The sequence below is a fragment of the Streptomyces sp. SCA2-17 genome, assembly GCF_044336695.1.
On sequence record NZ_CP117521.1, the window covers coordinates 3,155,669 to 3,179,483 of the forward strand.

A 23,815-nucleotide genomic window follows, 5' to 3' on the forward strand; every position below is an offset into this window, starting at 1 on the left:
GAGGGGGCACGGTGAACGAGGTCACATCACCGATTCGTGGGACACAACCTGCCTGAATTGGAGTGAACATCCGCAGTAGACGCGTTTTGGCCGTGCGTAGTCTGTGCGCCATGCAGACCAGCGGGAACCGAGTGACGACGACAGGCGTCCTCGTCCCGTATGCAATGCGCCCGGTTGCCTCAGGCAGCCGTCCGGCGCATCGGGGGGAACGCAAGCCACCTGCCGCTTCCAGGCGTTAGCGCCTGCCCGAGGAGTAGTCGTTCGATGAGCGAGCACCGCCGCAAGCCGCCGCAGCCTCAGGGCGGCGGACGAGCCGCGGCCAGGCGCGCGGCACAGCAGCCGGGTCCCGGCCGCCGTTCCGCGCCGACCAGCAGTTCCACCGCGCGGTCCGGCCGCGGCGAGTCCGACCGGCACGCCGGCCGGGCCGACTCCCGCCGCGCGACCCAGCGCGGCCCGGCGGCCGGCGGCCGCAGACGCGGCGCCGATCCGGGAGCAGGCGGCCGGGGCCGCCCGGGAAAGAAGCGCTTCATCGACTATCCGCGAGCGGGGAAACAGGGCGCCAAGCGCTGGCTGCCCTCCTGGCGGCTGGTCCTGGGCGCGGCCTTCACCTTCCTCGTGCTGATCCTCGGCACCGTCGGCATCGCCCTGGCCGTGGTGCAGGTGCCGTCGGCGCAGAAGACCGCCCAGGTGCAGAAGAACGTCTACTACTGGGCCGACGGCAAGCAGATGGTGGTCGCGGGCGGCGGTGCGCTCAACCGCCAGATCGTGCCGATCTCCAAGATCCCGCTGTCGATGCAGCGGGCCGTGATCTCGGCCGAGAACGCGAGCTTCTACAAGGACTGGGGCGTCGACCCCATGGGCATCCTGCGCGCCGTCGTCAAGATGGCGCAGGGCGGTGAGACCCAGAGTGGTTCGACCATCACGCAGCAGTTCGTGAAGAACACCTACCTGAGCCAGGAGCAGACGCTCAAGCGCAAGGCCACCGAGCTGCTGATCTCCATAAAGGTGGGCGCCACCAAGGACAAGGACGACATCCTCGCCGGCTACCTCAACACCGCCTACTACGGGCGGGGGGCCTACGGGATCCAGGCCGCGGCGCGGGCCTACTTCGACAAGGACGCCAAGGACCTCACACCGAGCGAGGGCGCCTTCCTCGCGGCCACGCTCAACGGCCCGAACCTCTACGACCCGTACGGCGGCCAGGGCCCGGCGGCGACCCCGGAGAAGAACACCAAGCGCGCCACCGACCGCTGGAAGTGGACCCTGGACCGCGAGGTCGAGACGGGCAACATGGAAGCGGCCGAGCGCGACAAGTGGGTCGGCAAGGGCTTCCCCACCCCCCAGAAGCCCAAGCCCGCGACGAACCGCGCCGGCCAGATCGGCTACCTCACCGACCTCGCCGACAACTACGTCGTCGCCCACTCCGGCATCAGCAAGACCCAGCTGGACCGCGGCGGCTACCAGATCTACACGACCTTCGACCGGGAGCGGGTCGAGGCCCTCTCCAAGTCGGTCGAGGAGGTCCGCAAGGCGAACATCAAGCCGGACGTGCGCGACCGCGACAAGTACGTGCAGTTCGGCGGGGCGTCGGTCGACCCCAAGACCGGCAAGATCGTCGCCATCTACGGCGGTGAGAACGCCCTGGAGCACTACACCAACAACGCCGACTACACCGGTGTGCAGGTGGGCTCGACGTTCAAGCCCTTCGTGCTCGCGGCCGCCATGTCGCACGGCAAGCGCAACCCCGCCCTCGGCGAGACGCAGAGCGACAGCCAGCGCACGCTGGTCTCCCCCGAGAGCATCTACAACGGCGACAACAAGGTGACGCTCCGGAAGTACAACGGCCAGGTCTGGCACGACAACGACGGCAGCGAGTGGCACCAGAAGAACGACGGTGAAGAGGACAAGGGCCCCGTCACCCTGCGCACCGCCATGCAGTTCTCGGTGAACACCCCCTTCATCCAGCTCGGCATGGACGTGGGCACGGACCTGGTCAAGGAGGCCGCCCTGCGGGCCGGCCTCGACAAGGACCAGCTCGCCGCCGCCACGCCCACCTTCTCGCTCGGCACATCGGCGCCCAGCGCGATCCGGCTGGCGGGCGCCTACGCGACCTTCGCCGCCAGCGGCAAGCAGATCGACCCGTACTCCGTCGAGAAGGTGGAGCGGGACGGCAAGCCCGCCTTCCTGCACGAGAACAAGTCCGACCAGGCCTTCTCCCCGAACGTGGCGAACAACGTCACCGACGTGCTCAAGACCGTCGTCGAGGCGGGCACGGGCACGTCCGCGAAGCTGGCGGGCGGCCGTCCGGCCGCGGGCAAGACCGGTACGACGGACGAGAACCGCTCCGCCTGGTTCGCCGGCTACACCCCGCAGCTGTCCACGGCGATCGGCATGTACCGGGTCGACCCCAACGCCAAGAAGCAGGAGTTCCTCTCCATGCGCGGCGTCGGCGGCAAGGAGAGCATCCACGGCGCGTCGTTCCCGGCGGAGATCTGGGCCGACTACATGAACGCCGCGCTCAAGGGCCAGCCGATCGAGCAGTTCGAGCCGGCGCAGCCGCTCGGCGAGAAGATCTACGGGGACGGCGCGAGCCCCTCCCCCAGCGCGGTGCCCTCCGCACCCCCGTCGGCGGCGCCGTCCGCCTCCCCGTCCGGCACCCCGTCGAAGTCCGCCTCGCCGAGCCCGTCGGCGAGCCGCTCGTGCTCGATCTTCGACTTCAAGTGCAAGCACGGCGGCGGCAGCGGCAATGGCAACGGCGGCCCCGGAGGCGGCCCGGGCGGAGGCAACGGCGGACCGGGCGGCGACCCCGGCACGTCTCCGTCGCCCGATCCCAGTCGGCGCCCCGGTGGCGGTGGCCTCTTCGGCGGCATGAACGGCTGACCAGCGCCGATCCGCCCGGAGCCGACCGCTCCCGGCAAACGTTCCGAGGGCCGTCCCGCGTTCGCGTGGACGGCCCTCGGCGTTATCCACAGGCTCCGGCGGCTGACAGGCTCGTACGGCAGGATGGCCCCCATGAGGAGCGCGCGGGACGACGACCGACAGGTACGGCCCACCGACGAGGATGAGGTGGCCGCCGCAGGCAGCGAGCTCATCGGGGGGCCGGCGGGCAAGCGGGCCCTGCCCGGTGCGGGGTGGTGGACGCCGGTCCGCGTGATCGTGCTGCTGGCGATCGGGATGTTCGCCCTGGGCATGGTCCAGAAGCTGCCCTGCTACGAGTACGGGTGGTTCTTCGGCGCCACCACGCAGTACACCCACGCCTGCTACTCCGACATCCCGCACCTCTACAGCGGCCGCGGCTTCGACGCGGGCCTCGTCCCGTACTTCGACCGCATCCCGCAGGCCCTCTCCGGCGGCATGGACTACCTGGAGTATCCGGTCCTCACCGGCCTGTTCATGCAGATCGCCGCCTGGCTCACCCCCGGCGGCGGCACCATCCAGCACCGCGAGCAGATCAACTGGCTGGTCAACGCCGGGATGCTGATGGCCTGCACGGCCGCCATCGCCCTCTGCTCGGCCCGTACGCACCGGCGCCGGCCCTGGGACGCCCTGCTGATCGCGCTGGCCCCCGCCTTCGCCCTCACGGCCACCGTCAACTGGGATCTGTTCGCCGTCGCCCTCACCGCCGCCGCGATGCTGATGTGGTCGCGCGGCAGGCCGGCCCTCGCGGGTGTCCTCATCGGCCTGGCCGCCGCCGCGAAGCTCTATCCGCTGCTGCTCCTCGGGCCGCTGTTCGTGCTGTGCCTGCGAGCCGGGCGCATGCGGGCCTTCGCCGTGAGCACCGCCTCCGCCGTCGCCGCCTGGCTGGTGGTGAACCTGCCGGTGATGCTCACGCACGACGCCGCGGGCTTCCACATCCGGGAGGGCTGGGCGAAGTTCTACACGTTCAGCCAGGAGCGCCCGATCGACTTCGGCTCGATCTGGCTGCTGATCTCCCAGCGCACGGGCAACCCCCTGGAGGACGCCAACACGTACGTCAGCCTGCTGATGATCCTGGGCTGCCTGGCCCTCGTGGCCCTCGGCCTCTACGCACCGCGGCGCCCGCGCTTCGCCCAGCTGGCCTTCCTGGTGGTGGCGCTCTTCATCCTCACCAACAAGGTCTACTCACCGCAGTACGTCCTGTGGCTCATCCCGCTCGCGGTGCTGGCGCGGCCCAAGTGGCGCGACTTCCTCATCTGGCAGGCCTGCGAGGTGCTCTACTTCCTGGGCATCTGGTCCTACCTCGCCTACACCGGCAGCGGCGACAAGCACCAGGGCCTGCCCACGGAGGGCTATCAGCTGGCCATCGCCCTGCACCTGCTGGGCACGCTCTACCTCTGCGCGGTCGTCGTGCGCGACATCCTGATGCCCGAGCGGGACGTCGTCCGCCGCGACGGCTCCGACGACCCCTCGGGCGGCGTCCTCGACGGCGCGCCGGACGTGGTCGCCCTCGGCTCCGCGCACCGGCCGCGGTACGCGGAGCGCTCCGGCGTCACGAGCGTCCAGTGGGGCACCGGGAGCCGCTCGTGACGCCGTCCGTGAGCCGCGAAGGTGACTGCCCCGGCCGGTTACTCGCCGGCTTACTTGTCGACGATCCGGTCGAACGTGGTGGTGGTGTGCCGCAGCTGGGCCTTCAGCTCGTCGCCGACCCGAGGGGTCCTGGCGTCGTTCGGCACGAAGAGGATCGACACCTGCATGTGCGGGGGCTCCGCGAACCAGAGCTGCTTGTTGTCCAGGTAGAACGGCGACTGGTTGCGGTTCATGGTCGCGAGGCCCGCCCGGGCCACGCCCTTGGCGCGCGGCATCATGCCGTGCAGCGCCTTCGGCGCCTCCAGGCCCACGCCGTGCGAGGTGCCGCCCGCGACGACGACGAGGTGGCCGTCACCGGCGACCTTCTGCTGGCGGTAGCCGAAGCGGTCGCCCTTGGACACGGGCGTCACGTCCAGGACCGCGCCCGTGTAGTGGGTCGCGCCGTGGTCGCCGAGCCACAGCCGGGTGCCGATGCGGGCCCGGAAGCGGGTGTGCGGGAACTGCTGCTGCAGCCGCGCGAGCTCCTCGGACTTCAGATGGCTGACGAACATGGTGTGCAGCGGCAGGCCCGCGTTGCGCAGCCGGTTCATCCAGTCGGCCACCTCCTGGACGGCGTCGGAGCCGTCCGTGCGGTCCAGCGGCAGGTGGATCGCGAAGCCCTCCAGGCGCACGTCCTCGATGGCCGCGGACAGCTTGGGCAGGTCTTCCTCGCTGATGCCGTGCCGCTTCATCGAGCTCATGACCTCGATGACGACGCGGGCGCCGACCAGGCCGCGCACGCCCTCCACCGAGGAGACGGACCGGATCGCCCGGTCCGGCAGCGGCACGGGCTCTTCACCCAGCCGGAAGGGCGTGAGCACCAGCAGGTCGCCGCTGAAGAAGTCCTTGATCCGGGCCGCTTCGTAGGTGGTGCCGACGGCCAGGATGTCCGAGCCGAAGCGGGCGGCCTCGTCGGCCAGCCGCTCGTGGCCGAAGCCGTAGCCATTGCCCTTGCACACCGGGACGATGCCCGGGAACTGCTGGACGACGGTCTGCTGGTGCGCCCGCCAGCGCGCGGTTTCGACGTGGAGCGTGAGCGCCATGGCCGGTCCGGAACCTTTCCCTGTGCCTGCTGGATGCTGTTGCGTGCCGGATGTCCGGGGCGGTGCGGCCCCGGAGGAACATCAGCGACGCGACATGTACATGTCGAGGGCCTTGTGGAGCAGCTTGTTGAGCGGGAAGTCCCACTCGCCCAGGTACTCCGCGGCCTGGCCGCCCGTGCCGACCTTGAACTGGATGAGGCCGAAGAGGTGGTCGCTCTCGTCCAGGGAGTCGCCGATGCCGCGCAGGTCGTAGACGCTGGCGCCCAGGGCGTAGGCGTCGCGCAGCATCCGCCACTGCATGGCGTTGGAGGGCCGGACCTCGCGCTTGTGGTTGGCCGACGCGCCGTACGAGTACCAGACGTGGCCGCCCACGATCAGCATCGTGGCCGCGGCGACGGCCTCGCCCTCGTGCACCGCGAAGTACAGCCGCATGCGGTTGGGGTCCTCGGTGTTGAGGGCCGTCCACATGCGCTGGAAGTAGCTCAGCGGGCGCGGGCGGAACTTGTCCCGCTCGGCGGTGATCTCGTACAGGTGCTGCCAGGTGGGCAGGTCCTCGTAGCCGCCCTGGACCACCTCGACGCCGGCCTTCTCGGCCTTCTTGATGTTGCGGCGCCACAGCTGGTTGAAGTTCTTGTGGACGTCCTCCAGCGAGCGGTTCGCCAGGGGCACCTGGAAGACGTACCGCGGCTGGACGTCACCGAAGCCGGCGCCGCCGTCCTCGCCCTGCTGCCAGCCCATCCGGCGCAGCTGGTCGGCGACCTCGAAGGCGCGCGGCTCGATGAAGGTGGCCTCGACGTCGCGCAGCCGCTTGACGTCCGGGTCGGAGATGCCGCCCTTGATCGCGTTCGCGTCCCAGCGGCGGATGACCACCGGCGGGCCCATCTTCACCGAGAAGGCGCCCTGCTGCTTGAGGTGGGCGAGCATCGGGTCGAGCCAGTCCTTGAGGTTCGGCGCGAACCAGTTGATGACCGGGCCCTCGGGCAGGTAGGCGAGGTAGCGCTTGATCTTGGGCAGCTGGCGGTAGAGCACCAGGCCGGCGCCCACGATCTGGCCGGTCTTGTCGAACCAGCCCAGGCTCTCCGAGCGCCACTCCGCCTTGACATCGGCCCACGCCGGCACCTGCATGTGACTGGCCGCGGGCAGGCTCTGGATGTAAGCCAGATGCTGCTCTCGGCTGATTGTCCTCAGGGTCAGGCTCATGCGGGGCGCTCCTCGGCAGGTGTGTCCCCAGGGTCGGGGCTCCGGCTCTCGCGGCGAAGCCTACTGCGACAGGGACGCACACCGTTGGGGCGCCCGTTCGGGTGTACGGCCGGGCAGGCCCCGCGCTAGCCGATGACACCCCCGAAGAGGCCCCCGTGGGCCATGCCGAGGAAGAAGCCGAAGGCGGCCGCGCCCAGCCCGATGATCAGCAGGAAGCGCTCGCCCGTCGTGACCGAGATGTACTGGCCGTACGCACCCGTGAAGATGCCGGCCAGCCCGCTCCACGAGCTCAGCAGATGAAGGTTGTTGAAGGCCGAGGAAACGAAGGCCAGCAGTCCGAGCACCACCGTCACGGCGACGAAGGTGTTCTCGAGGGGATGGGGCTTTCCGTCGCTGTTGAGTACCGCACCGATCAGCGTGCGGGGACGGCGTACTGCCTGTGTCATGGGGGCTACCTCCTCCTGAAGGCGACCGGCGCATTGTTGCGCCGGTCACACCCGGTCCGTCCAGATTGCGGGCCCGGACGGCTGGATTTCAACCGGAAGCCGGAGTGCGGGTACTCTGTACGGTCTGCACCGGTGTCTGCCCTGAACCAGCTTCGGTCCTCAGGGGCAACCCAGGGACTTTCCGCTGATGTCAGTGTCGGCCGATACCGTTGTTAACGCATCACGACCCTCCTGCCACGGAACGACCGTGGCCGCTGAGTCCAAAGGAGGTGGGTTCCACATGCGTCACTACGAGGTGATGGTCATCCTCGACCCCGATCTCGAGGAGCGCGCTGTCTCCCCGCTGATCGAGAACTTCCTCTCCGTCGTCCGTGAGGGCAACGGAAAGGTCGAGAAGGTCGACACCTGGGGCCGTCGTCGTCTCGCGTACGAGATCAAGAAGAAGCCCGAGGGCATCTACTCGGTCATCGACCTGCAGGCCACGCCTGCGGTCGTCAAGGAGCTCGACCGCCAGATGAACCTGAACGAGTCGGTCCTCCGGACCAAGGTCCTCCGTCCCGAGACCCACTGAACCCCAGCGGTTCAGAGGTAATCGGGCTGTAGCTCAACGAGCAGCAAGCAGCCAGCAGCACACCCGCCGAGAGGTTCACCCATGGCAGGCGAGACCGTCATCACGGTCGTCGGCAATCTCGTCGACGACCCCGAGCTGCGCTTCACCCCGTCCGGTGCGGCGGTCGCGAAGTTCCGCGTCGCGTCCACTCCCCGCACCTTCGACCGCCAGACCAACGAGTGGAAGGACGGCGAGAGCCTCTTCCTCACGTGCTCGGTGTGGCGGCAGGCGGCGGAGAACGTCGCCGAGTCGCTCCAGCGCGGCATGCGCGTCATCGTGCAGGGCCGTCTGAAGCAGCGGTCCTACGAGGACCGCGAGGGCGTCAAGCGCACGGTCTACGAGCTCGACGTCGAAGAGGTCGGCGCCAGCCTGAAGAACGCCACGGCGAAGGTCACCAAGACCGCGGGTCGCGGTGGCCAGGGTGGCTACGGCGGTGGCCAGCAGCAGGGCGGCTGGGGCGGTGGCTCCGGCGGTCAGCAGCAGCAGGGCGGCGGCGCTCCCGCCGACGACCCCTGGGCCACCAGCGCACCGTCCGGCGGCCAGCAGGGCGGCGGCGGAGGCGGCTGGGGCGGCGGCCCCGGCAACTCCGGCGGCTACTCGGACGAGCCGCCCTTCTAAGGGCGAGCAGCACACAAACTTCTTGATCACACAGGAGAGAGACAATGGCGAAGCCCCCGCCGCGCAAGCCTAAGAAGAAGGTCTGCGCTTTCTGCAAGGACAAGACCGCTTACGTGGACTACAAGGACACGAACATGCTGCGGAAGTTCATTTCCGACCGCGGCAAGATCCGTGCCCGTCGCGTGACCGGCAACTGCACCCAGCACCAGCGTGACGTCGCCACGGCCGTGAAGAACAGCCGTGAGATGGCGCTGCTGCCCTACACCTCGTCCGCGCGATAAGGGAAGGGTGACCAACTAATGAAGATCATCCTCACCCACGAGGTCTCCGGCCTCGGCACCGCCGGTGACGTCGTCGACGTCAAGGACGGCTACGCCCGCAACTACCTGGTCCCGCGCGGTTTCGCGATCCGCTGGACCAAGGGTGGCGAGCAGGACGTCGCTCAGATCCGCCGCGCTCGCAAGATCCGCGAGATCGCCACGATCGAGCAGGCCAACGAGATCAAGGGTCAGCTGGAGGGCCTCAAGGTCCGCCTGGCCACCCGCTCCGGCGAGGCCGGCCGCCTGTTCGGCTCCGTCACCCAGGCCGACGTCGCTGCCGCGATCAAGGCTGCCGGTGGCCCGGACGTCGACAAGCGCCGCGTCGAGGTGGGCTCGCCCATCAAGACCCTGGGCGCCCACCAGGTCTCCGTGCGTCTGCACGCCGACGTCGTTGCCAAGCTCGGCATCGAGGTCGTCGCTGCCTGATCACCCACCGGTGATCGGTAGAGCCTGAAGGAGGGCCGCACCCCTGTGGGGGGTGCGGCCCTCCTGCTGTTCGTGCCGTAACCGGCGTTCGCCGGTACGTTTCCTCAGCTTGCTCAGGCGCCGATACGTTTCTTCAGCGCGTCGCCCCGGTGACTATCCAGCGCCCCGACCGCGCCCGGAGCCACACCGTCACCATCCGGACGGTCATCATCAGCGTCATCGCCCACCACAGGGCCGTCACGCCGCCGCCGAGCGCGGGGACGAGCAGGGCGGCGGGGGCGAAGGCGGCGAGCACCAGGACCATCGCCCACGCCAGGTAGGTGCCGTCACCGGCGCCCATCAGGACCCCGTCCAGAACGAAGACCACCCCGGCGACCGGCTGGGACAGGGCGACCACCAGCAGGGCCGGCAGCAGGGCGTCCCGGACCGTGCCGTCGGAGGTGAAGAGCGGGATGAACAACGGCCGCGCGGCCACCACCAGCACGCCCAGCGCCGCGCCGGAGACGATGCCCCACTGCACCATGCGCCGGCAGGCCGCCCGCGCCCCGTCCGCGTCGCCGGCGCCCAGGTAGCGCCCGATGATCGCCTGGCCGGCGATGGCTATGGCGTCCAGGGCGAAGGCCAGCAGGCTCCACAGGCTGAGCACGATCTGGTGCGCGGCGACCTGGGTGTCGCCGAGCCGGGCCGCGACGGCCGTGGCGATCACGAGGACGGCGCGCAGCGAGAGGGTGCGGACGAGCAGCGGGACGCCGGCCCGGGCGCAGGCCCGGATGCCGGCGGCGTCGGGCCGCAGGGAGGCGTCGTGGCGGCGGGCGCCCCGGAGGACCACGGCGAGGTAGACGGCGGTCATGGCCCACTGGGCGATGACCGTGCCCCAGGCGGAGCCGGCGATGCCGAGGCCCGTGCCGTAGACGAGGCCGGCGTTGAGGGCGCCGTTGAGGGCGAAGCCGCCCACGGCCACGTAGAGCGGCGTACGGGTGTCCTGAAGGCCGCGCAGGACGCCGGTGGCGGCGAGGACGATCAGCATGGCCGGCATGCCGAGCGCGCTGATCCGCAGGTACGTCGTGGCGTGCGGGGCGGCGGTCGGGGAGGCGCCGAGGAGTTCGACGACCGCGGGGGCTGCGGGCAGGACGGCTGCCACGAGGGCCGCGCCGAGGAGCGCGGCGAGCCATATGCCGTCCATGCCCTGGCGTATCGCGCCCTTGAGGTCGCCCGCGCCCACGCGCCGGGACACGGCGGCGGTGGTGGCGTAGGCGAGGAAGACGAAGACGCCGGCGGCGGTGGTGAGCAGGGCGGCGGCTATGCCGAGCCCGGCGAGCTCGGGGGTGCCGAGGTGGCCGACGATGGCGCTGTCGGCCAGGACGAAGAGGGGCTCCGCGACGAGGGCGCCGAAGGCGGGCACGGCCAGTGAGAGGATCTCGCGGTCGTGCCGGCGGGCGGTGCGCGGTGCGCGCGCGGGAGCCAGGGTCATGCCTCCAACCTAATCTTCCACAGGTAATCGGTGCAACTGCATTGGACCCCTTACATTCCGTTGCTCTGTCCGATCTTCTCTGCGCCGTTTGTCGTGATCTCCGGCTGAGGGTGAAAGTTTTTCTCCTCAACAGCCGGTGGATGGCGAAACCGCAGGTCAGAGGCGTGTGGCGGAGTCGGGTGTGGGTTTGTCCACAGCGGTTTCCCCCGCCCCGTACACAGGATCCACGGAGTTCTCCACAGGATGGGGCCCGTCATCCACACGGCCTGTGGATAACCAGATTGGCTGACGGTGCCCGCGGGCCTACCGTGGACCGGCGGCCGCCGCCTGTTCCGGAGCCCGAAGGGCCCGGTGGACCTGAACGGGACCGCCCTGAACTCGACGCGCCGGAACCGGAGTCGGGCGGCCTGTTTGTCAGAGCCGTGCCGTAAGAAAGAACAGCACGGCAAGGTCCGCTTCGCGGACGGGAGGAGGTGGCGGGATGAGCATCCCCGAGCCCATGGACGACCCCTGGGCGGATGCGGGTCCCAGCGACCGCCTCCCCGTCTCCCGCCCCCGCCGTGGCGACGGCCCCGGGCGCGGTGAGCGCCACGACCGCGGCCCGGAGGACGGCTCCTGGTCCCGGGGCGACGGCGGCCAGGGCCGGCCGGAGTCCGCGGGCTTCGAGCGCGTCCCGCCCCAGGACCTGGACGCCGAACAGTCCGTCCTCGGCGGCATGCTGCTGTCCAAGGACGCCATCGCCGACGTCGTCGAGGTCCTCAAGGGCCACGACTTCTACCGCCCGGCGCACGAGACGATCTACCAGGCCATCCTCGACCTCTACGCCAAGGGCGAGCCGGCCGACCCGATCACCGTCGCCGCCGAGCTCACCAAGCGCGGCGAGATCACCCGCGTCGGCGGCGCGCCGTACCTGCACTCCCTGGTGCAGACGGTCCCCACCGCGGCCAACGCCGAGTACTACGCCGAGATCGTCCACGAGCGCGCCGTCCTGCGCCGCCTGGTCGAGGCCGGCACCCGCATCACCCAGATGGGATACGCGGCCGACGGCGACGTGGACGACATCGTCAACAAGGCCCAGGCCGAGGTCTACGCCGTCACCGAGCAGCGCACCAGCGAGGACTACCTCCCCCTGGGCGACATCATGGAGGGCGCGCTCGACGAGATCGAGGCGATCGGCTCGCGCAGCGGCGAGATGACCGGCGTCCCGACCGGCTTCACCGACCTCGACGCCCTGACGAACGGCCTGCACCCCGGCCAGATGATCGTCATCGCGGCCCGCCCCGCCATGGGTAAGTCCACCCTGGCCCTGGACTTCGCGCGGGCCTGCTCGATCAAGCACAACATGCCCAGCGTGATCTTCTCGCTCGAAATGGGGCGCAACGAGATCGCGATGCGCCTGCTGTCGGCCGAGGCCCGCGTGGCCCTGCACCACATGCGCTCGGGCTCCATGACGGACGAGGACTGGACGCGCCTCGCGCGCCGCATGCCGGACGTCTCGCAGGCCCCGCTGTTCATCGACGACTCGCCGAACCTGTCGATGATGGAGATCCGCGCCAAGTGCCGCCGCCTGAAGCAGCGCAGCGACATCAAGCTGGTCATCATCGACTACCTCCAGCTGATGCAGGCCGGCGGCTCCAAGCGTGCCGAGAGCCGCCAGCAGGAGGTCTCGGACATGTCGCGAAACCTCAAGCTGCTGGCCAAGGAGCTGGAGCTGCCGGTCATCGCGCTGTCGCAGCTGAACCGTGGCCCCGAGCAGCGCACGGACAAGAAGCCGATGGTCTCCGACCTGCGTGAATCCGGCTCCATCGAGCAGGACGCGGACATGGTCATCCTGCTCCACCGCGAGGACGCCTACGAGAAGGAGTCGCCCCGCGCGGGCGAGGCGGACATCATCGTCGGGAAGCACCGTAACGGCCCGACGGCCACGATCACGGTGGCCTTCCAGGGCCACTACTCACGCTTCGTGGACATGGCCCAGACCTGACCGGCAGACCGGAAGCCCGATCGGCCGACCTGATGGGTCGGCCCGATCGGCACGCGGCGGGGGTTCAGACCATTTCGGGCTGCGGTTCCGGTTGGAGTGCCGGCGCGGGCTTCGGTTCCCACAGCCTGGTGGTCCGTACGTAGCCGAGGATCACCGAGGCCATCGCCAGCAGGAGAAGCGGTCCGAACACCCACGGGGTTTCGGCCATTTCCACCGACAGGAAGCGGTAGGAGAGCAGGAGCGCGGTGAAGACCGCCGCGCCGTAAGCGACCAGCTGGATTCCCGACCGGTCCCAGCCGCGTACCTGCGAGCGCAGAGCCGCCTCGATCGTGAGGGTGAACACCACGCCGGCGATGATGTCCGCGCCGTAGTGGTAGCCGAAGCCCAGCGTCGCGCCGAGAGTGGCGATCAGCCAGAACGCCCCCGCGAATTGCAGAATGCGGGGCCCCTTGCGGGAGTGAATGAAGATCGCCGTGGCCCATGCCGTGTGCAGGCTGGGCATGCAGTTGCGCGGGGTGATGTCGTTGAACGGCATGTGGTGCGGCGCATTGAGCGGTGGCGGCGTGTTCGGCCACAGGTCGGCCACGGCCCAGTGCGTGCCGTCGGCGCCGTAGGCGAAGATCGGCCCGACCACCGGGAAGATCATGTAGATGCCCGGCCCGAGGAGGCCGATCACCAGGAACGTGCGCACCAGGTGATGGCGCGGGAAGCGGCGCTCGGCCGCCACGTTGCGCAGCTGGTAGAGCGCGACGATGACCGCGGCCACGGCGAGCTGAATGTAGACGTAATCGAGAATGTGGTCGCCGACCGGACCGGTGGCCTTGACGAACCGGCCCACGAGCCAGGACGGGTTGCCCAGCGCGTGATCGGCCGTTGCCACGTATTGGTCGAGCACCGTCGGGCGGGTCTTCGATGTGATGAGCAACCAGGTATCGCCGGTTTTACGGCCGGCCACCAGCAGCAGGCCCAGCCCGATGCCCTTCAGCAGCAGGGCGCGTTCCTTGCCGGTGCGGCGCGTGACGGCGATGACCGTATAGCCGAGGATCACCCACAGCGCGCCGTTGCCGAACATCATCTTGGCGTCGACGGCCCAGCGCACCAGAAAGAAGACGACGTCGATGCCGACCGCGACGCCGGCCGCGATGAACCGCTCCCGCCAGGTGAGCACCACCATCATCAACGCCATGCTGGCGTAGAGCAGCGGCCCCGACTTGGGAGCGAAAATCACCTCCCGGGCCTGATTGGTCATCGGCCCCGGCAGGCCGTAGCGGCGTGCAGCGATCTCCAGCGCGATGAGGAATCCGAGAGCCACGACACCCACCGTGGCCCAAAGGACCGCCCGTGGCTGACGCCACGCGGAGAACTTTATTCTGCTGTTTATTCGCGAAAACACCCGCAGCGCTGTGGATATCAATTGTTCGGCCGATTTGTTAGGTTTTGGCTAAATTGGTCACTCATCGTGCTGGATAGCATGGTCGAACATGCTATCGGAGCGGTGCGGGTGGGTTTCGCCGGTCGTGGGGGGCGTGAGGGTTCTGCCTGGTCAGCGGGCCCTTTTTAGTTCAGGTCCGGTTCAGGATCACGTCGGGTTCAGTTCAGGGCGTCGCCGAGATCACGGAGCAGCCGGACCTTGGAGCGGGCCCCGACGAGGGTCGTCACGCGCTCGCCCGCGCGGAAGAGGATGAGCGTCGGCATGGACAGGACCCCGTAGGCGGCCTGCGTCTGCGGGGTGGCGTCCACGTCCAGCCGGACGATCTTGAGGCGTCCCTCCTCCTCCGCCGCCAGTTCGGCGAGTACGGGCTCGATCATGCGGCAGGGCGGGCACCAGGAGGCGGTGAAGTCGACGAGGACGGGCAGCCGCTCCTCGAGGACCTCGGCGGCGAAGGTGGCGTCGGTGACGGTCACGACGGACGTGGCCGGGGCGTTCATGGCGGTGGTCATGGCGTTCCGGGTTCCCTTTCGTGGTCGGGCGGTGGGGCGAAAGCGCACAGCGGCGGCGGGCCGCCGGGGACGTCGGCCGCCGCTTCCAGCTCGGCGCGGGCGAGCTGGGCGCCCACTTCGGCCCGGATCCGCCGCAAGTCCGCGATGCAGTCGTCCAGCTCCGCGAGCTTGCGCCGGTAGACGTCGAGGGAGGCGGGGCAGGCGTCCCCGGCCGGGTGCCCGGCGCGCAGGCAGTCCACGAACGGGCGGGTCTCCTCCAGGCCGAAGCCGAAGTCTTGCAGCGTGCGGATCTGCTGGAGCAGCCGCAGGTCGCCGTCGTCGTAGGTGCGGTAGCCGTTGCCCGTGCGGCGGGCGGGCAGGAGCCCGAGTTCCTCGTAGTGCCGCAGCGTGCGGGTGGTGGTGCCCGCCTGCCGGGCCAGTTCCCCGATGCGCATGGCCATGACCGTAGACCTTCACGCTGACGTCAAAGCCAGCGGCGGGACTCTGGTTACGGTGCGGACACGGCTGGTTAGGGTGCGGACATGACCGACGCTCCGTACGAAGACGCCGAGCTGCTGCCGGCCACCCGCCGCGCGCTCCTCCACCGCCTCGCCACCGGCCAGTCCGAGGGGCGCGCGCCGTCGATGGCGGGGGCGGTGATGCGGGACGGGCACCTCGTGTGGAGCTCGGGCCGCGGTGAACTCCCCGGAGGGGCACGGGCCGAAGACGTCCAGTACCGCATCGGTTCGATCACCAAGACCTTCGTCGCGGTGCTGGTGATGCGTCTGCGTGACGAGGGGCTGCTGAAGCTGGAGGACCGGCTCGGCACGTACCTCGACGCCCCGGCGGGCGGTGACGCGACCGTCGCCCAGCTCCTGTCGCACACCTCGGGGCTCGCGGCGGAGGCGCGCGGACCGTGGTGGGAGCGCACGGACGGCGCGCTGCGCCCCGGGCTCGCCGACCTCTTCGGCGACCGCCCCCGGCTCCACGCCCCCGGGCGGCTGCACCACTACTCCAACCCCGGTTACGCGCTGCTCGGCGCCCTGGTCGAGCGGATCCGCGGAGAGAACTGGTACGACGTGCTGCGCCGCGAGGTCCTCGAACCGCTCGGCATGGACCGGACGACCCTCGCGCCCCTCGCGCCCCATGCGGACGGCTGGGCCGTGCACCCCTGGGCCGACGTCCTCCTTCCCGAGCCCGCTGTGGACACCGGGCGGATGGCGCCCGCCGGGCAGCTCTGGTCCACGACCGCCGACCTGTGCCGCTTCGCGGCGTTCCTGACGGGTGGTCCGTACGGGACGGGCAAGGGCGAGCGGGTGCTGTCCGCGGCGACGCTCGCCGAGATGCGGATGCCGGAGGGCGGCTCGCGCGCCCCGGGGCAGTCCGGCTACGGGCTGGGCCTCCAGGTGATGCAGAGGGACGGCCGGACGCTCGTGGGCCACATCGGCACCATGCCGGGCTTCGTGGCGGCGCTGCTGGTGAGTCCGCGGGACGGGATCGCGGGCGTCGCCCTGGCCAACCGCACCTCCTGCTTCGAGGCCGTGGGCGTCGCGGCGGACCTGCTGGCGACGGCCGCCGACCTCGAACCGCGGATCCCCGCGCCCTGGCGCCCCCTCTCCGAGGTGAAGGACGAGCACCTGGAGCTGACCGGCTCCTGGTACTGGGGTGCGGCCCCGTTCACGCTGCGGCTGTGCGCCGGCGGGGCCCTGGAGCTGGCGCCGACGGGCTCGGGCGGACGCGGCTCGCGCTTCCGCCCGGAGGAGGACGGCACCTGGACGGGGCTCGACGAGTACTACGCGGGGGAGACGCTGACCGCGGTGCGGACGGCGGAGGGCGCGGTGAGCCACCTCGACCTCGGCACGTTCGTCTTCACCCGCGAGCCGTACGAGGCGGGGGACGCGGTGCCGGGCGGCGTGGACGCGGGCGGCTGGCGGGCGGCGGAAGGCGTCCGCGGGAGGGGGCCGGCAGGCGGTGCCCGGCAGCAGTGATCAGAGGAGATCGGAGGCAATTCGGAAGCGATTGGAGGCGGTCGGAGGCCGTCGGAGGCCGTCAGGAGTAATCGGATTGTCTGTTCGGCCTTGTGGATGACGGTCGGCGCGGAACCGGGTGCGGACGTAGGGTCAGGGGGAGATTGGCGGGCGCCGGACACCCGGCGCGACACCCGGAAGGCACTGGCACCGTGACTGCGAACACCGCACCGGACGCACCGGACCTGCTCGACCTCGCGCCCCTGGGCGCCGGTCACTTCGCGCGCATCGAGGACAAGATCGCGTCGCTGATGCGCACGCGCGAGACGGTCGTCACGATGCAGGGAGAGGCGCTGCTGCCGCTGGAGGCCGCGATCCGCTCGGCCGTCCGGCCCGGCAGCACCGCGCTCAACATCATCACCGGGCCGTACGGCGAGACGTTCGGCGGCTGGCTGCGCTCCTGCGGTGCCGAGGTGATCACCATCTCGGCACCGTTCAGCGGCGCGGTCGGCGCCGAGCAGGTCGCGGAGGCGCTGCGCGCCCACCCCGAGATCGACTTCGTCAGCCTGGTGCACGCCGAGGCGGCGACGGGCAACACCAACCCCGTGGCCGCGATCGGCGAGGTCGTGCGCGCGCACGGCGCGCTGCTGATGCTGGACGCGGTCGCGTCCGTCGGCGCCGAGCCGCTCCTCACCGACGAGTGGGGCGTCGACCTGTGCGTTATCGGCGGCCAGAAGGCCATGGCGGGCCCGGCCGGCGTGTCCGTCGTCTCGGTCAGCGCCCGTGCCTGGGAGCGCATCGCCGCCAACGAGCAGGCGCCGCGCCGCTCCTACCTCTCCCTGCTGGACTGGAAGGAGCGCTGGATCGACGGCGGCCGCGCGGCCCTGCCGCACGCACCCGCGCAGCTGGAGATGCTCGCCCTGGAGCAGGCCGTCGACCGCATCGAGGAGGACGGCCTGGAGTCCGTCATGGCCCGTCACCGCGCCGCTGCCGCCGCCATGCGCGCCGGCGTCCGGGCCCTGGGCGGCCTGTCCCCGTACGTCGTCCGGGACGAGGACGCCGCCCCGGTCGCCACGACCCTGCGCGCCCCCGACGGCAAGGACGCCCGCGATGTGGTGGCCGCCGCCTTGGCGGCCGACGCCTCGGTGCCCGTCCAGGCGGCGGCCGGGCCGCTGGCCAAGGAGATGATCCGCGTCAACCACTACGGCCTCGACGCGGACCGCGAGGTCGTCCTGGCCTCGCTGGCGGCGCTCGGGGAGGGGCTGCGCGCGCTGGGCGTGCCGGTCGCGGACGCTGCGGCGGCGTCGGCCGCGGCGGGGGAGGCGTGGGATGCGGTGATCCCGGGCTGACCCCCGGTTCTCCGGCGTGCCCAAGGGCCGCCGTCGGTGCTGCGCGCACCGGCGGCGGCCCTTTTCTTCGGCCCGTTCTCCTTTCTTCTGGCACGTTCTCTTGCTCCTCTCCTCTTGCTCTTCTTCTCCTACTTCTTTTGATTTGCCCCGGTATGGCGTGTCGAGGCCCTCGCTCACGCGCCCGGATAAAATCGGAACCAGCAACCCGTTTTGTTTCCCGGCCTCCGGAGGCGTATCCGCATGGCAGAGCGCAGCCGCTCATTGCTGCCTTCTCAGGCCTCCGCACCCCTGCGTGCGGACGCCCGGCGCAACCGTGCGCTGGTCCTCCAGGCGGCCCGATCGGCCTTTGAGGACCGCGGGTTGGGGGTGTCGCTCGGGGAGATCGCGCGCCGTGCAGGCGTCGGTACGGGCACGGTCTACCGCCATTTCCCGTCCAAGGAAGCCCTGTTCAGGGCGGCGGTCAGCGACCGGATCGCGCTTTTCACGGATACATCAAGGGAGTTGGCGCACGCCGATGATCCCGGCGCGGTCTTCTACCGCTACCTTTCGGCAGTCATACGGCTGACCGTGCGGAACAAGGCGCTGTGCGACGCCCTGGAGGGTCGTTTCGAGGCCTCCCCCGGCGTCGAGGAGGCGTTCCGGGAAGCCCTCGCCGTCCTGCTGCGACGGGCTCAACAGGCCGATGCCGTACGGAAGGACGTGACCATCGACGACCTGATGGCCCTGCTCATGGGCTGTCTGTCGATGGAGCAGCGGCGCGGCCCGGGCGTGCCGCAGGGCCGGATGACGGCGCTGGCGTGCGACAGCCTCCGTCCGGGCCGTCGCGTAACGAAACTGCCCGCTATTCCGGCCGCCCGGCGTAACGAAACGCAGTGCGAGGTGTGCGGAGGCGTGGTGGCTCCGGCGCGTACCGGCCGGCCGGCTCGCTACTGCGGCGCGGCCTGCCGGCAGAAGGCGCACCGGGAGCGGGCCAGAGCCCGCGCGTAGTCCCGAGGCCGGGCGCTGTTACGGAGCGGGCCCGCGGAACTTCCACAGCTGCGGAGCGGGTGCGAGGTACTCCGCAGCTGCGGAGCGGGCGTGAGGTGCTCCGCAGCTACGAGGCGGGTGCGAGGGACTCTACGGCCGTGACCAGCGGGGCCAGCTCCTCGCGCTTGGAGGCCTCGTCGAGGGCCTCGCGCAGCGCCGTGTCGTTCGTCGGCCGGGCCTGGCCGAGGAGGGCGAGGCCCGCCTCCGTGACGTCGGTGTAGATGCCCCGGCGGTCGGTGAGGCAGAGGTAGCGGGTCAGCAGACCGCGGTCCTCCAGGCGGTTGACCAGGCGCGTCGTCGCGCTCTGGCTGAGCACGACCGCCTCCGCGACCTCGTTCATACGCAGGTGGCCACCCTCGCCGCTGTGCTGCCTGCTGAGCACGTCGAGCACGGAGAACTCGCGCACGCTCAGGCCGTGCCCGGCCTGAAGCGCCCGCTCGATGTGCGCTTCGATCCGGCCGTGCAGGGCGCTCAGCGCGCACCAGCCCTGCGCCAGGCCGAGCAGAGCGGGGTCCGGGGTGCGGGACATGGGGCCCTCCTTCTGACCGCACACGCGTGTCGTCACCGACCAGGATATCTCCCATCCGCAATAGCCCGCGCTTGCAAGTATCGGCGTAGGCAATTATTGTCTACGCTGGTAAGGGTTGATCGCAACGAGATCGCCCACGGGATCCCCCGTCCCGCCAGCCCTCCGCCGGACCGGATCCCCTCGCCCCCTCCCTGAAGGACCCCTGTCATGCCCCTCGCACTGCTGGCGCTCGCCATCGGCGCCTTCGGTATCGGCACCACCGAATTCGTCACCGCGGGCCTGCTCCCGGACATCGCGGACGACTTCGGCGTCTCCATCCCGACCGCCGGCTACCTGACGACCGGCTACGCGCTCGGTGTCCTGATCGGGGCCCCGATCCTCGCGATCCTCGGCAGCCGGGTGCCGCGCAAGGCGATGCTCATGGGCCTGATGGGCCTGTTCGTCGCCGGTAACGCGCTCTCCGCCGCCGCTCCCGTCTTCTCGGTGATGCTGGCCGGGCGCGTGGTCGCCTCCTTCGCGCACGGCGCGTTCTTCGGCATCGGCGCGATCGTCGCCGCCGGGCTCGTCGCGCCGCAGAAGAAGGCGGTCGCACTCTCGATGCTGTTCTCGGGGCTGACGGTGGCCAACGTGGTGGGTGTGCCGTTGGGCACGATGGTCGGCCAGAGCGCCGGCTGGCGGATCACGTTCTTCCTCATCGCCGGACTGGGCGTGCTCGCCGTCCTCGGCATCGCCGCGCTCGTCCCGCGTCAGCCCCGCCCCGAACAGGGCCGGATCGGCGGCGAACTGGCCGCCTTCCGCAACCCCCAGGTCCTGCTCGCGATGGCGATGACCGTCCTCGGCTTCGGCGGCGTGTTCACCATGACCACCTACTTCACGCCGATGATGACCGAAACCGCGGGCTTCGCCGCCTCCTCCGTCACCTGGCTCCTCGTCCTCTTCGGCCTGGGCATGGTGGCCGGCAACCTCATCGGCGGCCGGTACGCCGACCGCGCGCTGATGCCCATGCTGCTGACTGCCCTCGCCGGGCTCGCGATCGTCCTCGCGCTGCTGCCGCTCGCCACCCACAGCAAGATCGCCACGGTGATCGTCGTCCCGCTGATCGGGGCGATGGGCTTCGCGACGGTCCCGCCGCTGCAGAAGCGCGTCCTGGACCAGGCGGCGGAGGCCCCCACCCTCGCCTCCGCCGCCAACGTCGGCGCCTTCAACCTGGGCAACGCGATCGCCGCCTGGCTCGGCGGCCTCGTGATCTCCGCCGGCTTCGGCTACACGGCGCCCAACTGGGTCGGCGCGGCCATGGCCGCCTCCGCACTCCTCCTGGCCCTCGTCTCCATGGCGCTCGAGCGCCGTACGGGAACCCGGGTCGGGACGGGAGCGGCCGGCCGCGTCGTGGCGCGGCAGGAGCCCGCACCGGAACGGCAGTACTCGTAACTCCTCCCGCAGGCGCCGCACCGGCGGCTCTCACCCCGTACCTCTTCACCGCAGCACCAAGCACGACAGCACCACGCACCACTAGGAGAACCTGATGACCCCCTCCGCCACTGCCACCCCCGTCCTCCCCCTCACCACGGACGACGCCGATGCGCTCGTCGCCGCCGCCCGCCGTGCCGCGGACGAGCAGGGCGTACGGATCGCCGTGACCGTCCTCGACGCCGGCGGTCACCTGCTGGCCTTCCGCCGGGACGACCGCGCCGTGCTGATCGCGGGGGAGACCAGCACGCGCAAGGCGTTCACCGCGCTCCAGCTGGACGCGCCCACGCGGGACCTCGTCGACGCCGTCCGGCCCGACGGGCTCTTCCACACCCTGCCCACGGCCCTGGACCGCCCGCTGCTGTTCATCGCCGGGGGAGTGCCGCTGCACCGTGACGGCCGGCTCGTCGGCGCGATCGGCGTGGGCGGCGGGGCGCCGGACCAGGACCACGGCATCGCCCTGACCGCGATCGAGGCCGTGCTGGGCGGCTGACGCCCCGCACCGCCCTGCATTGCTCCGCCCCGGCCGTGCACCGTAAGCACAGGCCGGCGCGCGAGCCCGGCCCCGGCCCGGCCCGGCACCCGGCCACGCACTATTCGCGTGTCCTCCGGTGCCGGGCCGCCTACGCTCGGGGACCGTGAGCAGACTGCATTTGTTCGATATGGACGGGACCCTGATGCACGGGTCCGCCGCGGCGATCGAGATATCCCGGCAGCTCGGCGTCGAGCCGGAGATCGCCGAACTGGAACGGGCCTTCGCGGCCCGCGAGCTCGACCCGCCGCGCTTCGCCGAACTCGCCTGCGAACTGTGGCGGGAACTCACCGAGGAACACGTCACGGCGGCTTTCGACGGGGCACCCTGGATGGCCGGAATCCGCGACGTATGGGCGGAGATCCGGGCCCGCGGCGAGCGGTGCGCCGTGATTTCGCTGTCCCCCGGCTTCTTCGTGGAACGCCTGCTGACCTGGGGCGCCGACGCCGCCCACGGCTCGCTCTGGCCGGCGGTGCCGTTCCGGGACCCGGTGGACCCGGCGGGGATCCTCGACGCGGGGGCGAAGGTGCGGATCGCGGACGGACTCTGCGCGGAATTCGGCCTGACCCGCGCCGACTGCGTGGCCTACGGGGACTCGATGTCGGATTCCCAGCTGTTCTCCGCTGTTCCGGTCTCCGTGGCGGTGAATGCGGACCACCACGTACGGGACATCGCCGTTCACGCCTATACGGGCCGGGACCTCAGAGAGGCGTACCAACTCGTCGGCGCCGCTTCGTAGCCCGCAGCTGCCCCGGCATACCCGTGAGGCCGGTTTCCACGGGCAGGAGAGCGGCCGATCCTAGCCTCAACCGGGCCTGCCCCACTCGTACTTCCCGTGATTCGCGCGAAGCCCCCACAGAAGATGGCAAGCTGCGCAGCCTGAACAGCGACCCATTGAGCAGAGCGGGGAATTGCGCGCGCTTTCCGCTAGGACGGAAGTGCGAGGACGGACCGAGAGATGTTCGAGGCGAGACGATGATGGACGCTCCGACCAGGTCGGCCGACGGCGGCCCGCACGGCAGAGGAAGCGACCGGGGCTGGTTCACCCCCACGCAGCCACCGGACGGAGCCGGGGCCCCCGCCCCGGCCCCTCCCCCCACCCCCGCCCCTCCCCTTCCTCCCCCGTACGCACGGCAATGGGCGCACGAACACCAGCGCCCGGCCGAGCCGCCGCCCGACCAGACGTTCCGCCCCGCTCCGGACCCCGTCCCCGCGACCGGAGCAGCGCCGTCCCCCGACACGTACGCCCTCCGCCGCACCCTGGCGGAGCTGGAACCCGTAGCCGACAAGGCCACGTCGTACTTCTACGCGCTGCTGTTCATCCAGCACCCCGATCTCCGCGCCCTCTTCCCCGTGGCCATGGATGCCCAGCGCGACCGCCTCTTCAAGGCGCTACTGACCGCCGCCCGGCACGCGGACGACCCCGCCACCCTCACCGCCTACCTCTCCCGGCTCGGCCGCGGGCACAGGAAATACGGCACCCGGCCCGAGCACTACCCCGCCGTCGGCGAGTGCCTGCTCGCCGCCCTCGGCCGCTACGCCCCGGCCACCTGGAACGAGGCCACCGAAGCCGCCTGGGTGCGCACCTACACGGCGATCTCCCAGATCATGATCGACGCGGCCGCCGAGGACGAGGAGCAGTCCCCCGCCTGGTGGCAGGCCGAGATCGTCCGCCACGAGTTACGCACGCCGGACATCGCCGTCGTGACCGTACGGCCCGATCAGCCGTACCCCTTCCTCGCGGGCCAGTACACGACCCTCGAAACCCCCTGGTGGCCGCGCGTGTGGCGGCACTACTCCTTCTCCGCCGCGCCCCGTCCGGACGGGCTGCTCTCCTTCCACGTCAAAGCCGTGCCCGCCGGCTGGGTGTCCGGCGCCCTCGTCCATCGCGCCCGCCCGGGCGATGTCCTGCGGCTCGGTCCCCCCGCCGGTTCCATGATTGTGGACCACAGCACTGACAACGGCCTGCTGTGCCTGGGCGGCGGCACCGGCATCGCCCCGATCAAGGCGCTGGTGGAGGACGTCGCCGAGCACGGCCGCTGCCGCCCCGTCGAGGTCTTCTACGGGGCGCGCCACGCCGGCGACCTCTACGACATCGACACCATGCTGCAGTTGCAGCGGGCGCACAACTGGCTCTCCGTGCGGCCGGTCGTCTCCGACGGACCCACCCGCGGCCTGTGCGGCGAACTCCCCGCCATCGTGCGCCAGTACGGGCCCTGGCCCGCCTACGACGCCTACCTCTCCGGCCCACCCGGGATGATCCGCAGCAGTGTGGACACGCTCATGGGCATCGGCATCCCCTCCCACCGCATCCGCCACGACGAGATCGGCGGCCTCATGGCGGCGGCACCACGCTGAGAGA

Annotated in this window: 22 protein-coding genes; 14 read left to right on the plus strand and 8 right to left on the minus strand. The window is 70.8% G+C overall.

Annotated features, from left to right (window positions below; all coding sequences use genetic code 11):
- The first annotated feature begins 264 nt into the window (after nt 1–264).
- Nucleotides 265–2,880: a transglycosylase domain-containing protein gene (locus tag PS271_RS14125; protein WP_398382236.1), complete on the plus strand. Its 2,616-nt coding sequence runs from the start codon at nt 265–267 to the stop codon at nt 2,878–2,880.
- 132 nt (nt 2,881–3,012) lie between these two features.
- Entirely contained in the window at nt 3,013–4,506 is a 1,494-nt protein-coding gene (locus PS271_RS14130) for a glycosyltransferase family 87 protein (RefSeq protein ID WP_398382237.1), read from the plus strand.
- A gap of 50 nt (nt 4,507–4,556) precedes the next feature.
- Here PS271_RS14130 and PS271_RS14135 read toward each other — a convergent pair whose 3' ends face one another.
- From PS271_RS14135 to PS271_RS14145, 3 genes are all read right to left on the minus strand, one after another.
- Complete coding sequence (locus PS271_RS14135) at nt 4,557–5,588, minus strand: alanine racemase (RefSeq protein WP_398382238.1); 1,032 nt, start codon at nt 5,586–5,588, stop codon at nt 4,557–4,559.
- Between the two features lie 81 nt (nt 5,589–5,669).
- Nucleotides 5,670–6,788 carry a lipid II:glycine glycyltransferase FemX gene (locus PS271_RS14140; RefSeq protein ID WP_120755012.1) on the minus strand — a complete coding sequence of 373 codons (1,119 nt, stop codon included), beginning with the start codon at nt 6,786–6,788 and terminating at the stop codon, nt 5,670–5,672.
- Between the two features lie 125 nt (nt 6,789–6,913).
- A complete protein-coding gene (locus tag PS271_RS14145) occupies nt 6,914–7,234 on the minus strand; it encodes a hypothetical protein (protein ID WP_398382239.1) in 321 nt (106 codons plus the stop codon).
- Nucleotides 7,235–7,514: 280 nt separating this feature from the next.
- Here PS271_RS14145 and rpsF point away from each other — a divergent pair, with 280 nt between their 5' ends.
- The 4 genes from rpsF (at nt 7,515) to rplI (ending at nt 9,208) form a co-directional block, all read left to right on the plus strand.
- The gene (gene rpsF / locus PS271_RS14150) at nt 7,515–7,805 is read left to right on the plus strand and encodes a 30S ribosomal protein S6 (protein WP_030366820.1); all 291 of its coding nucleotides are present in this window, start codon (nt 7,515–7,517) and stop codon (nt 7,803–7,805) included.
- Between the two features lie 81 nt (nt 7,806–7,886).
- Nucleotides 7,887–8,462, plus strand: coding sequence for a single-stranded DNA-binding protein (locus PS271_RS14155; RefSeq protein WP_356278297.1), 576 nt, complete (start codon nt 7,887–7,889; stop codon nt 8,460–8,462).
- A gap of 44 nt (nt 8,463–8,506) precedes the next feature.
- Entirely contained in the window at nt 8,507–8,743 is a 237-nt protein-coding gene (gene rpsR / locus PS271_RS14160) for a 30S ribosomal protein S18 (RefSeq protein WP_004950692.1), read from the plus strand.
- A gap of 18 nt (nt 8,744–8,761) precedes the next feature.
- Nucleotides 8,762–9,208 (plus strand): 50S ribosomal protein L9, encoded by a 447-nt coding sequence (gene rplI, locus PS271_RS14165; protein ID WP_366086656.1) that lies wholly within the window; start codon nt 8,762–8,764, stop codon nt 9,206–9,208.
- A 133-nt stretch (nt 9,209–9,341) separates the two neighbouring features.
- On the opposite strand, the gene PS271_RS14170 is transcribed toward rplI, so the two are convergent.
- Nucleotides 9,342–10,679, minus strand: a complete 1,338-nt coding sequence (locus tag PS271_RS14170; RefSeq protein WP_398382240.1) for an MATE family efflux transporter — start codon at nt 10,677–10,679, stop codon at nt 9,342–9,344.
- Nucleotides 10,680–11,160: 481 nt separating this feature from the next.
- Here PS271_RS14170 and dnaB point away from each other — a divergent pair, with 481 nt between their 5' ends.
- Nucleotides 11,161–12,663: a replicative DNA helicase gene (gene dnaB / locus PS271_RS14175; RefSeq protein ID WP_398382241.1), complete on the plus strand. Its 1,503-nt coding sequence runs from the start codon at nt 11,161–11,163 to the stop codon at nt 12,661–12,663.
- A 64-nt stretch (nt 12,664–12,727) separates the two neighbouring features.
- Here the strand turns inward: dnaB and PS271_RS14180 are convergent, their stop codons facing one another.
- From PS271_RS14180 to PS271_RS14190, 3 genes are all read right to left on the minus strand, one after another.
- On the minus strand, nt 12,728–14,032 hold the full coding sequence (locus PS271_RS14180; RefSeq protein ID WP_398386844.1) for a DUF5933 domain-containing protein: 1,305 nt from the start codon (nt 14,030–14,032) through the stop codon (nt 12,728–12,730).
- A gap of 221 nt (nt 14,033–14,253) precedes the next feature.
- Nucleotides 14,254–14,604, minus strand: coding sequence for a thioredoxin (gene trxA, locus PS271_RS14185; protein WP_398382242.1), 351 nt, complete (start codon nt 14,602–14,604; stop codon nt 14,254–14,256).
- Nucleotides 14,601–15,038 (minus strand): MerR family transcriptional regulator, encoded by a 438-nt coding sequence (locus PS271_RS14190; RefSeq protein WP_398382243.1) that lies wholly within the window; start codon nt 15,036–15,038, stop codon nt 14,601–14,603. Before PS271_RS14190 ends, trxA begins: the two co-directional genes overlap by 4 nt.
- Before the next feature lie 87 nt (nt 15,039–15,125).
- On the opposite strand from PS271_RS14190, the gene PS271_RS14195 reads away from it, so the two are divergent.
- From PS271_RS14195 to PS271_RS14205, 3 genes are all read left to right on the plus strand, one after another.
- Nucleotides 15,126–16,571: a serine hydrolase domain-containing protein gene (locus PS271_RS14195; protein WP_398382244.1), complete on the plus strand. Its 1,446-nt coding sequence runs from the start codon at nt 15,126–15,128 to the stop codon at nt 16,569–16,571.
- 191 nt (nt 16,572–16,762) lie between these two features.
- Nucleotides 16,763–17,899, plus strand: a complete 1,137-nt coding sequence (locus PS271_RS14200; protein ID WP_398382245.1) for a pyridoxal-phosphate-dependent aminotransferase family protein — start codon at nt 16,763–16,765, stop codon at nt 17,897–17,899.
- 240 nt (nt 17,900–18,139) lie between these two features.
- The gene (locus tag PS271_RS14205) at nt 18,140–18,886 is read left to right on the plus strand and encodes a TetR/AcrR family transcriptional regulator (RefSeq protein ID WP_398382246.1); all 747 of its coding nucleotides are present in this window, start codon (nt 18,140–18,142) and stop codon (nt 18,884–18,886) included.
- Between the two features lie 106 nt (nt 18,887–18,992).
- On the opposite strand, the gene PS271_RS14210 is transcribed toward PS271_RS14205, so the two are convergent.
- Nucleotides 18,993–19,454 (minus strand): MarR family winged helix-turn-helix transcriptional regulator, encoded by a 462-nt coding sequence (locus PS271_RS14210; protein WP_359104348.1) that lies wholly within the window; start codon nt 19,452–19,454, stop codon nt 18,993–18,995.
- Nucleotides 19,455–19,661: 207 nt separating this feature from the next.
- Between PS271_RS14210 and PS271_RS14215 the strand changes: the two genes are divergently transcribed.
- The 4 genes from PS271_RS14215 (at nt 19,662) to PS271_RS14230 (ending at nt 23,811) form a co-directional block, all read left to right on the plus strand.
- Complete coding sequence (locus PS271_RS14215; protein WP_398382247.1) at nt 19,662–20,882, plus strand: MFS transporter; 1,221 nt, start codon at nt 19,662–19,664, stop codon at nt 20,880–20,882.
- Between the two features lie 94 nt (nt 20,883–20,976).
- The gene (locus PS271_RS14220) at nt 20,977–21,414 is read left to right on the plus strand and encodes a GlcG/HbpS family heme-binding protein (RefSeq protein WP_398382248.1); all 438 of its coding nucleotides are present in this window, start codon (nt 20,977–20,979) and stop codon (nt 21,412–21,414) included.
- A 145-nt stretch (nt 21,415–21,559) separates the two neighbouring features.
- Nucleotides 21,560–22,192, plus strand: a complete 633-nt coding sequence (locus PS271_RS14225) for an HAD family hydrolase (RefSeq protein ID WP_398382249.1) — start codon at nt 21,560–21,562, stop codon at nt 22,190–22,192.
- A 239-nt stretch (nt 22,193–22,431) separates the two neighbouring features.
- The gene (locus PS271_RS14230; protein WP_398386845.1) at nt 22,432–23,811 is read left to right on the plus strand and encodes a globin domain-containing protein; all 1,380 of its coding nucleotides are present in this window, start codon (nt 22,432–22,434) and stop codon (nt 23,809–23,811) included.
- The last annotated feature ends 4 nt before the right edge of the window (nt 23,812–23,815 follow it).

Bases quoted from the DNA above. Each gene is read 5' to 3' on its own strand.
- dnaB (WP_398382241.1), top strand. From the start codon at position 11,161: ATGAGCATCCCCGAGCCCATGGACGACCCCTGGGCGGATGCGGGTCCC.
- rpsR (WP_004950692.1), top strand. From the start codon at position 8,507: ATGGCGAAGCCCCCGCCGCGCAAGCCTAAGAAGAAGGTCTGCGCTTTC.
- PS271_RS14130 (WP_398382237.1), top strand. From the start codon at position 3,013: ATGAGGAGCGCGCGGGACGACGACCGACAGGTACGGCCCACCGACGAG.
- PS271_RS14135 (WP_398382238.1), bottom strand. From the start codon at position 5,588: ATGGCGCTCACGCTCCACGTCGAAACCGCGCGCTGGCGGGCGCACCAG.
- PS271_RS14210 (WP_359104348.1), bottom strand. From the start codon at position 19,454: ATGTCCCGCACCCCGGACCCCGCTCTGCTCGGCCTGGCGCAGGGCTGG.
- rpsF (WP_030366820.1), top strand. From the start codon at position 7,515: ATGCGTCACTACGAGGTGATGGTCATCCTCGACCCCGATCTCGAGGAG.
- PS271_RS14125 (WP_398382236.1), top strand. From the start codon at position 265: ATGAGCGAGCACCGCCGCAAGCCGCCGCAGCCTCAGGGCGGCGGACGA.
- PS271_RS14140 (WP_120755012.1), bottom strand. From the start codon at position 6,788: ATGAGCCTGACCCTGAGGACAATCAGCCGAGAGCAGCATCTGGCTTAC.
- PS271_RS14220 (WP_398382248.1), top strand. From the start codon at position 20,977: ATGACCCCCTCCGCCACTGCCACCCCCGTCCTCCCCCTCACCACGGAC.
- PS271_RS14190 (WP_398382243.1), bottom strand. From the start codon at position 15,038: ATGCGCATCGGGGAACTGGCCCGGCAGGCGGGCACCACCACCCGCACG.
- PS271_RS14155 (WP_356278297.1), top strand. From the start codon at position 7,887: ATGGCAGGCGAGACCGTCATCACGGTCGTCGGCAATCTCGTCGACGAC.
- rplI (WP_366086656.1), top strand. From the start codon at position 8,762: ATGAAGATCATCCTCACCCACGAGGTCTCCGGCCTCGGCACCGCCGGT.
- PS271_RS14145 (WP_398382239.1), bottom strand. From the start codon at position 7,234: ATGACACAGGCAGTACGCCGTCCCCGCACGCTGATCGGTGCGGTACTC.
- PS271_RS14215 (WP_398382247.1), top strand. From the start codon at position 19,662: ATGCCCCTCGCACTGCTGGCGCTCGCCATCGGCGCCTTCGGTATCGGC.
- trxA (WP_398382242.1), bottom strand. From the start codon at position 14,604: ATGACCACCGCCATGAACGCCCCGGCCACGTCCGTCGTGACCGTCACC.
- PS271_RS14195 (WP_398382244.1), top strand. From the start codon at position 15,126: ATGACCGACGCTCCGTACGAAGACGCCGAGCTGCTGCCGGCCACCCGC.
- PS271_RS14205 (WP_398382246.1), top strand. From the start codon at position 18,140: ATGGCAGAGCGCAGCCGCTCATTGCTGCCTTCTCAGGCCTCCGCACCC.
- PS271_RS14230 (WP_398386845.1), top strand. From the start codon at position 22,432: ATGGACGCTCCGACCAGGTCGGCCGACGGCGGCCCGCACGGCAGAGGA.
- PS271_RS14170 (WP_398382240.1), bottom strand. From the start codon at position 10,679: ATGACCCTGGCTCCCGCGCGCGCACCGCGCACCGCCCGCCGGCACGAC.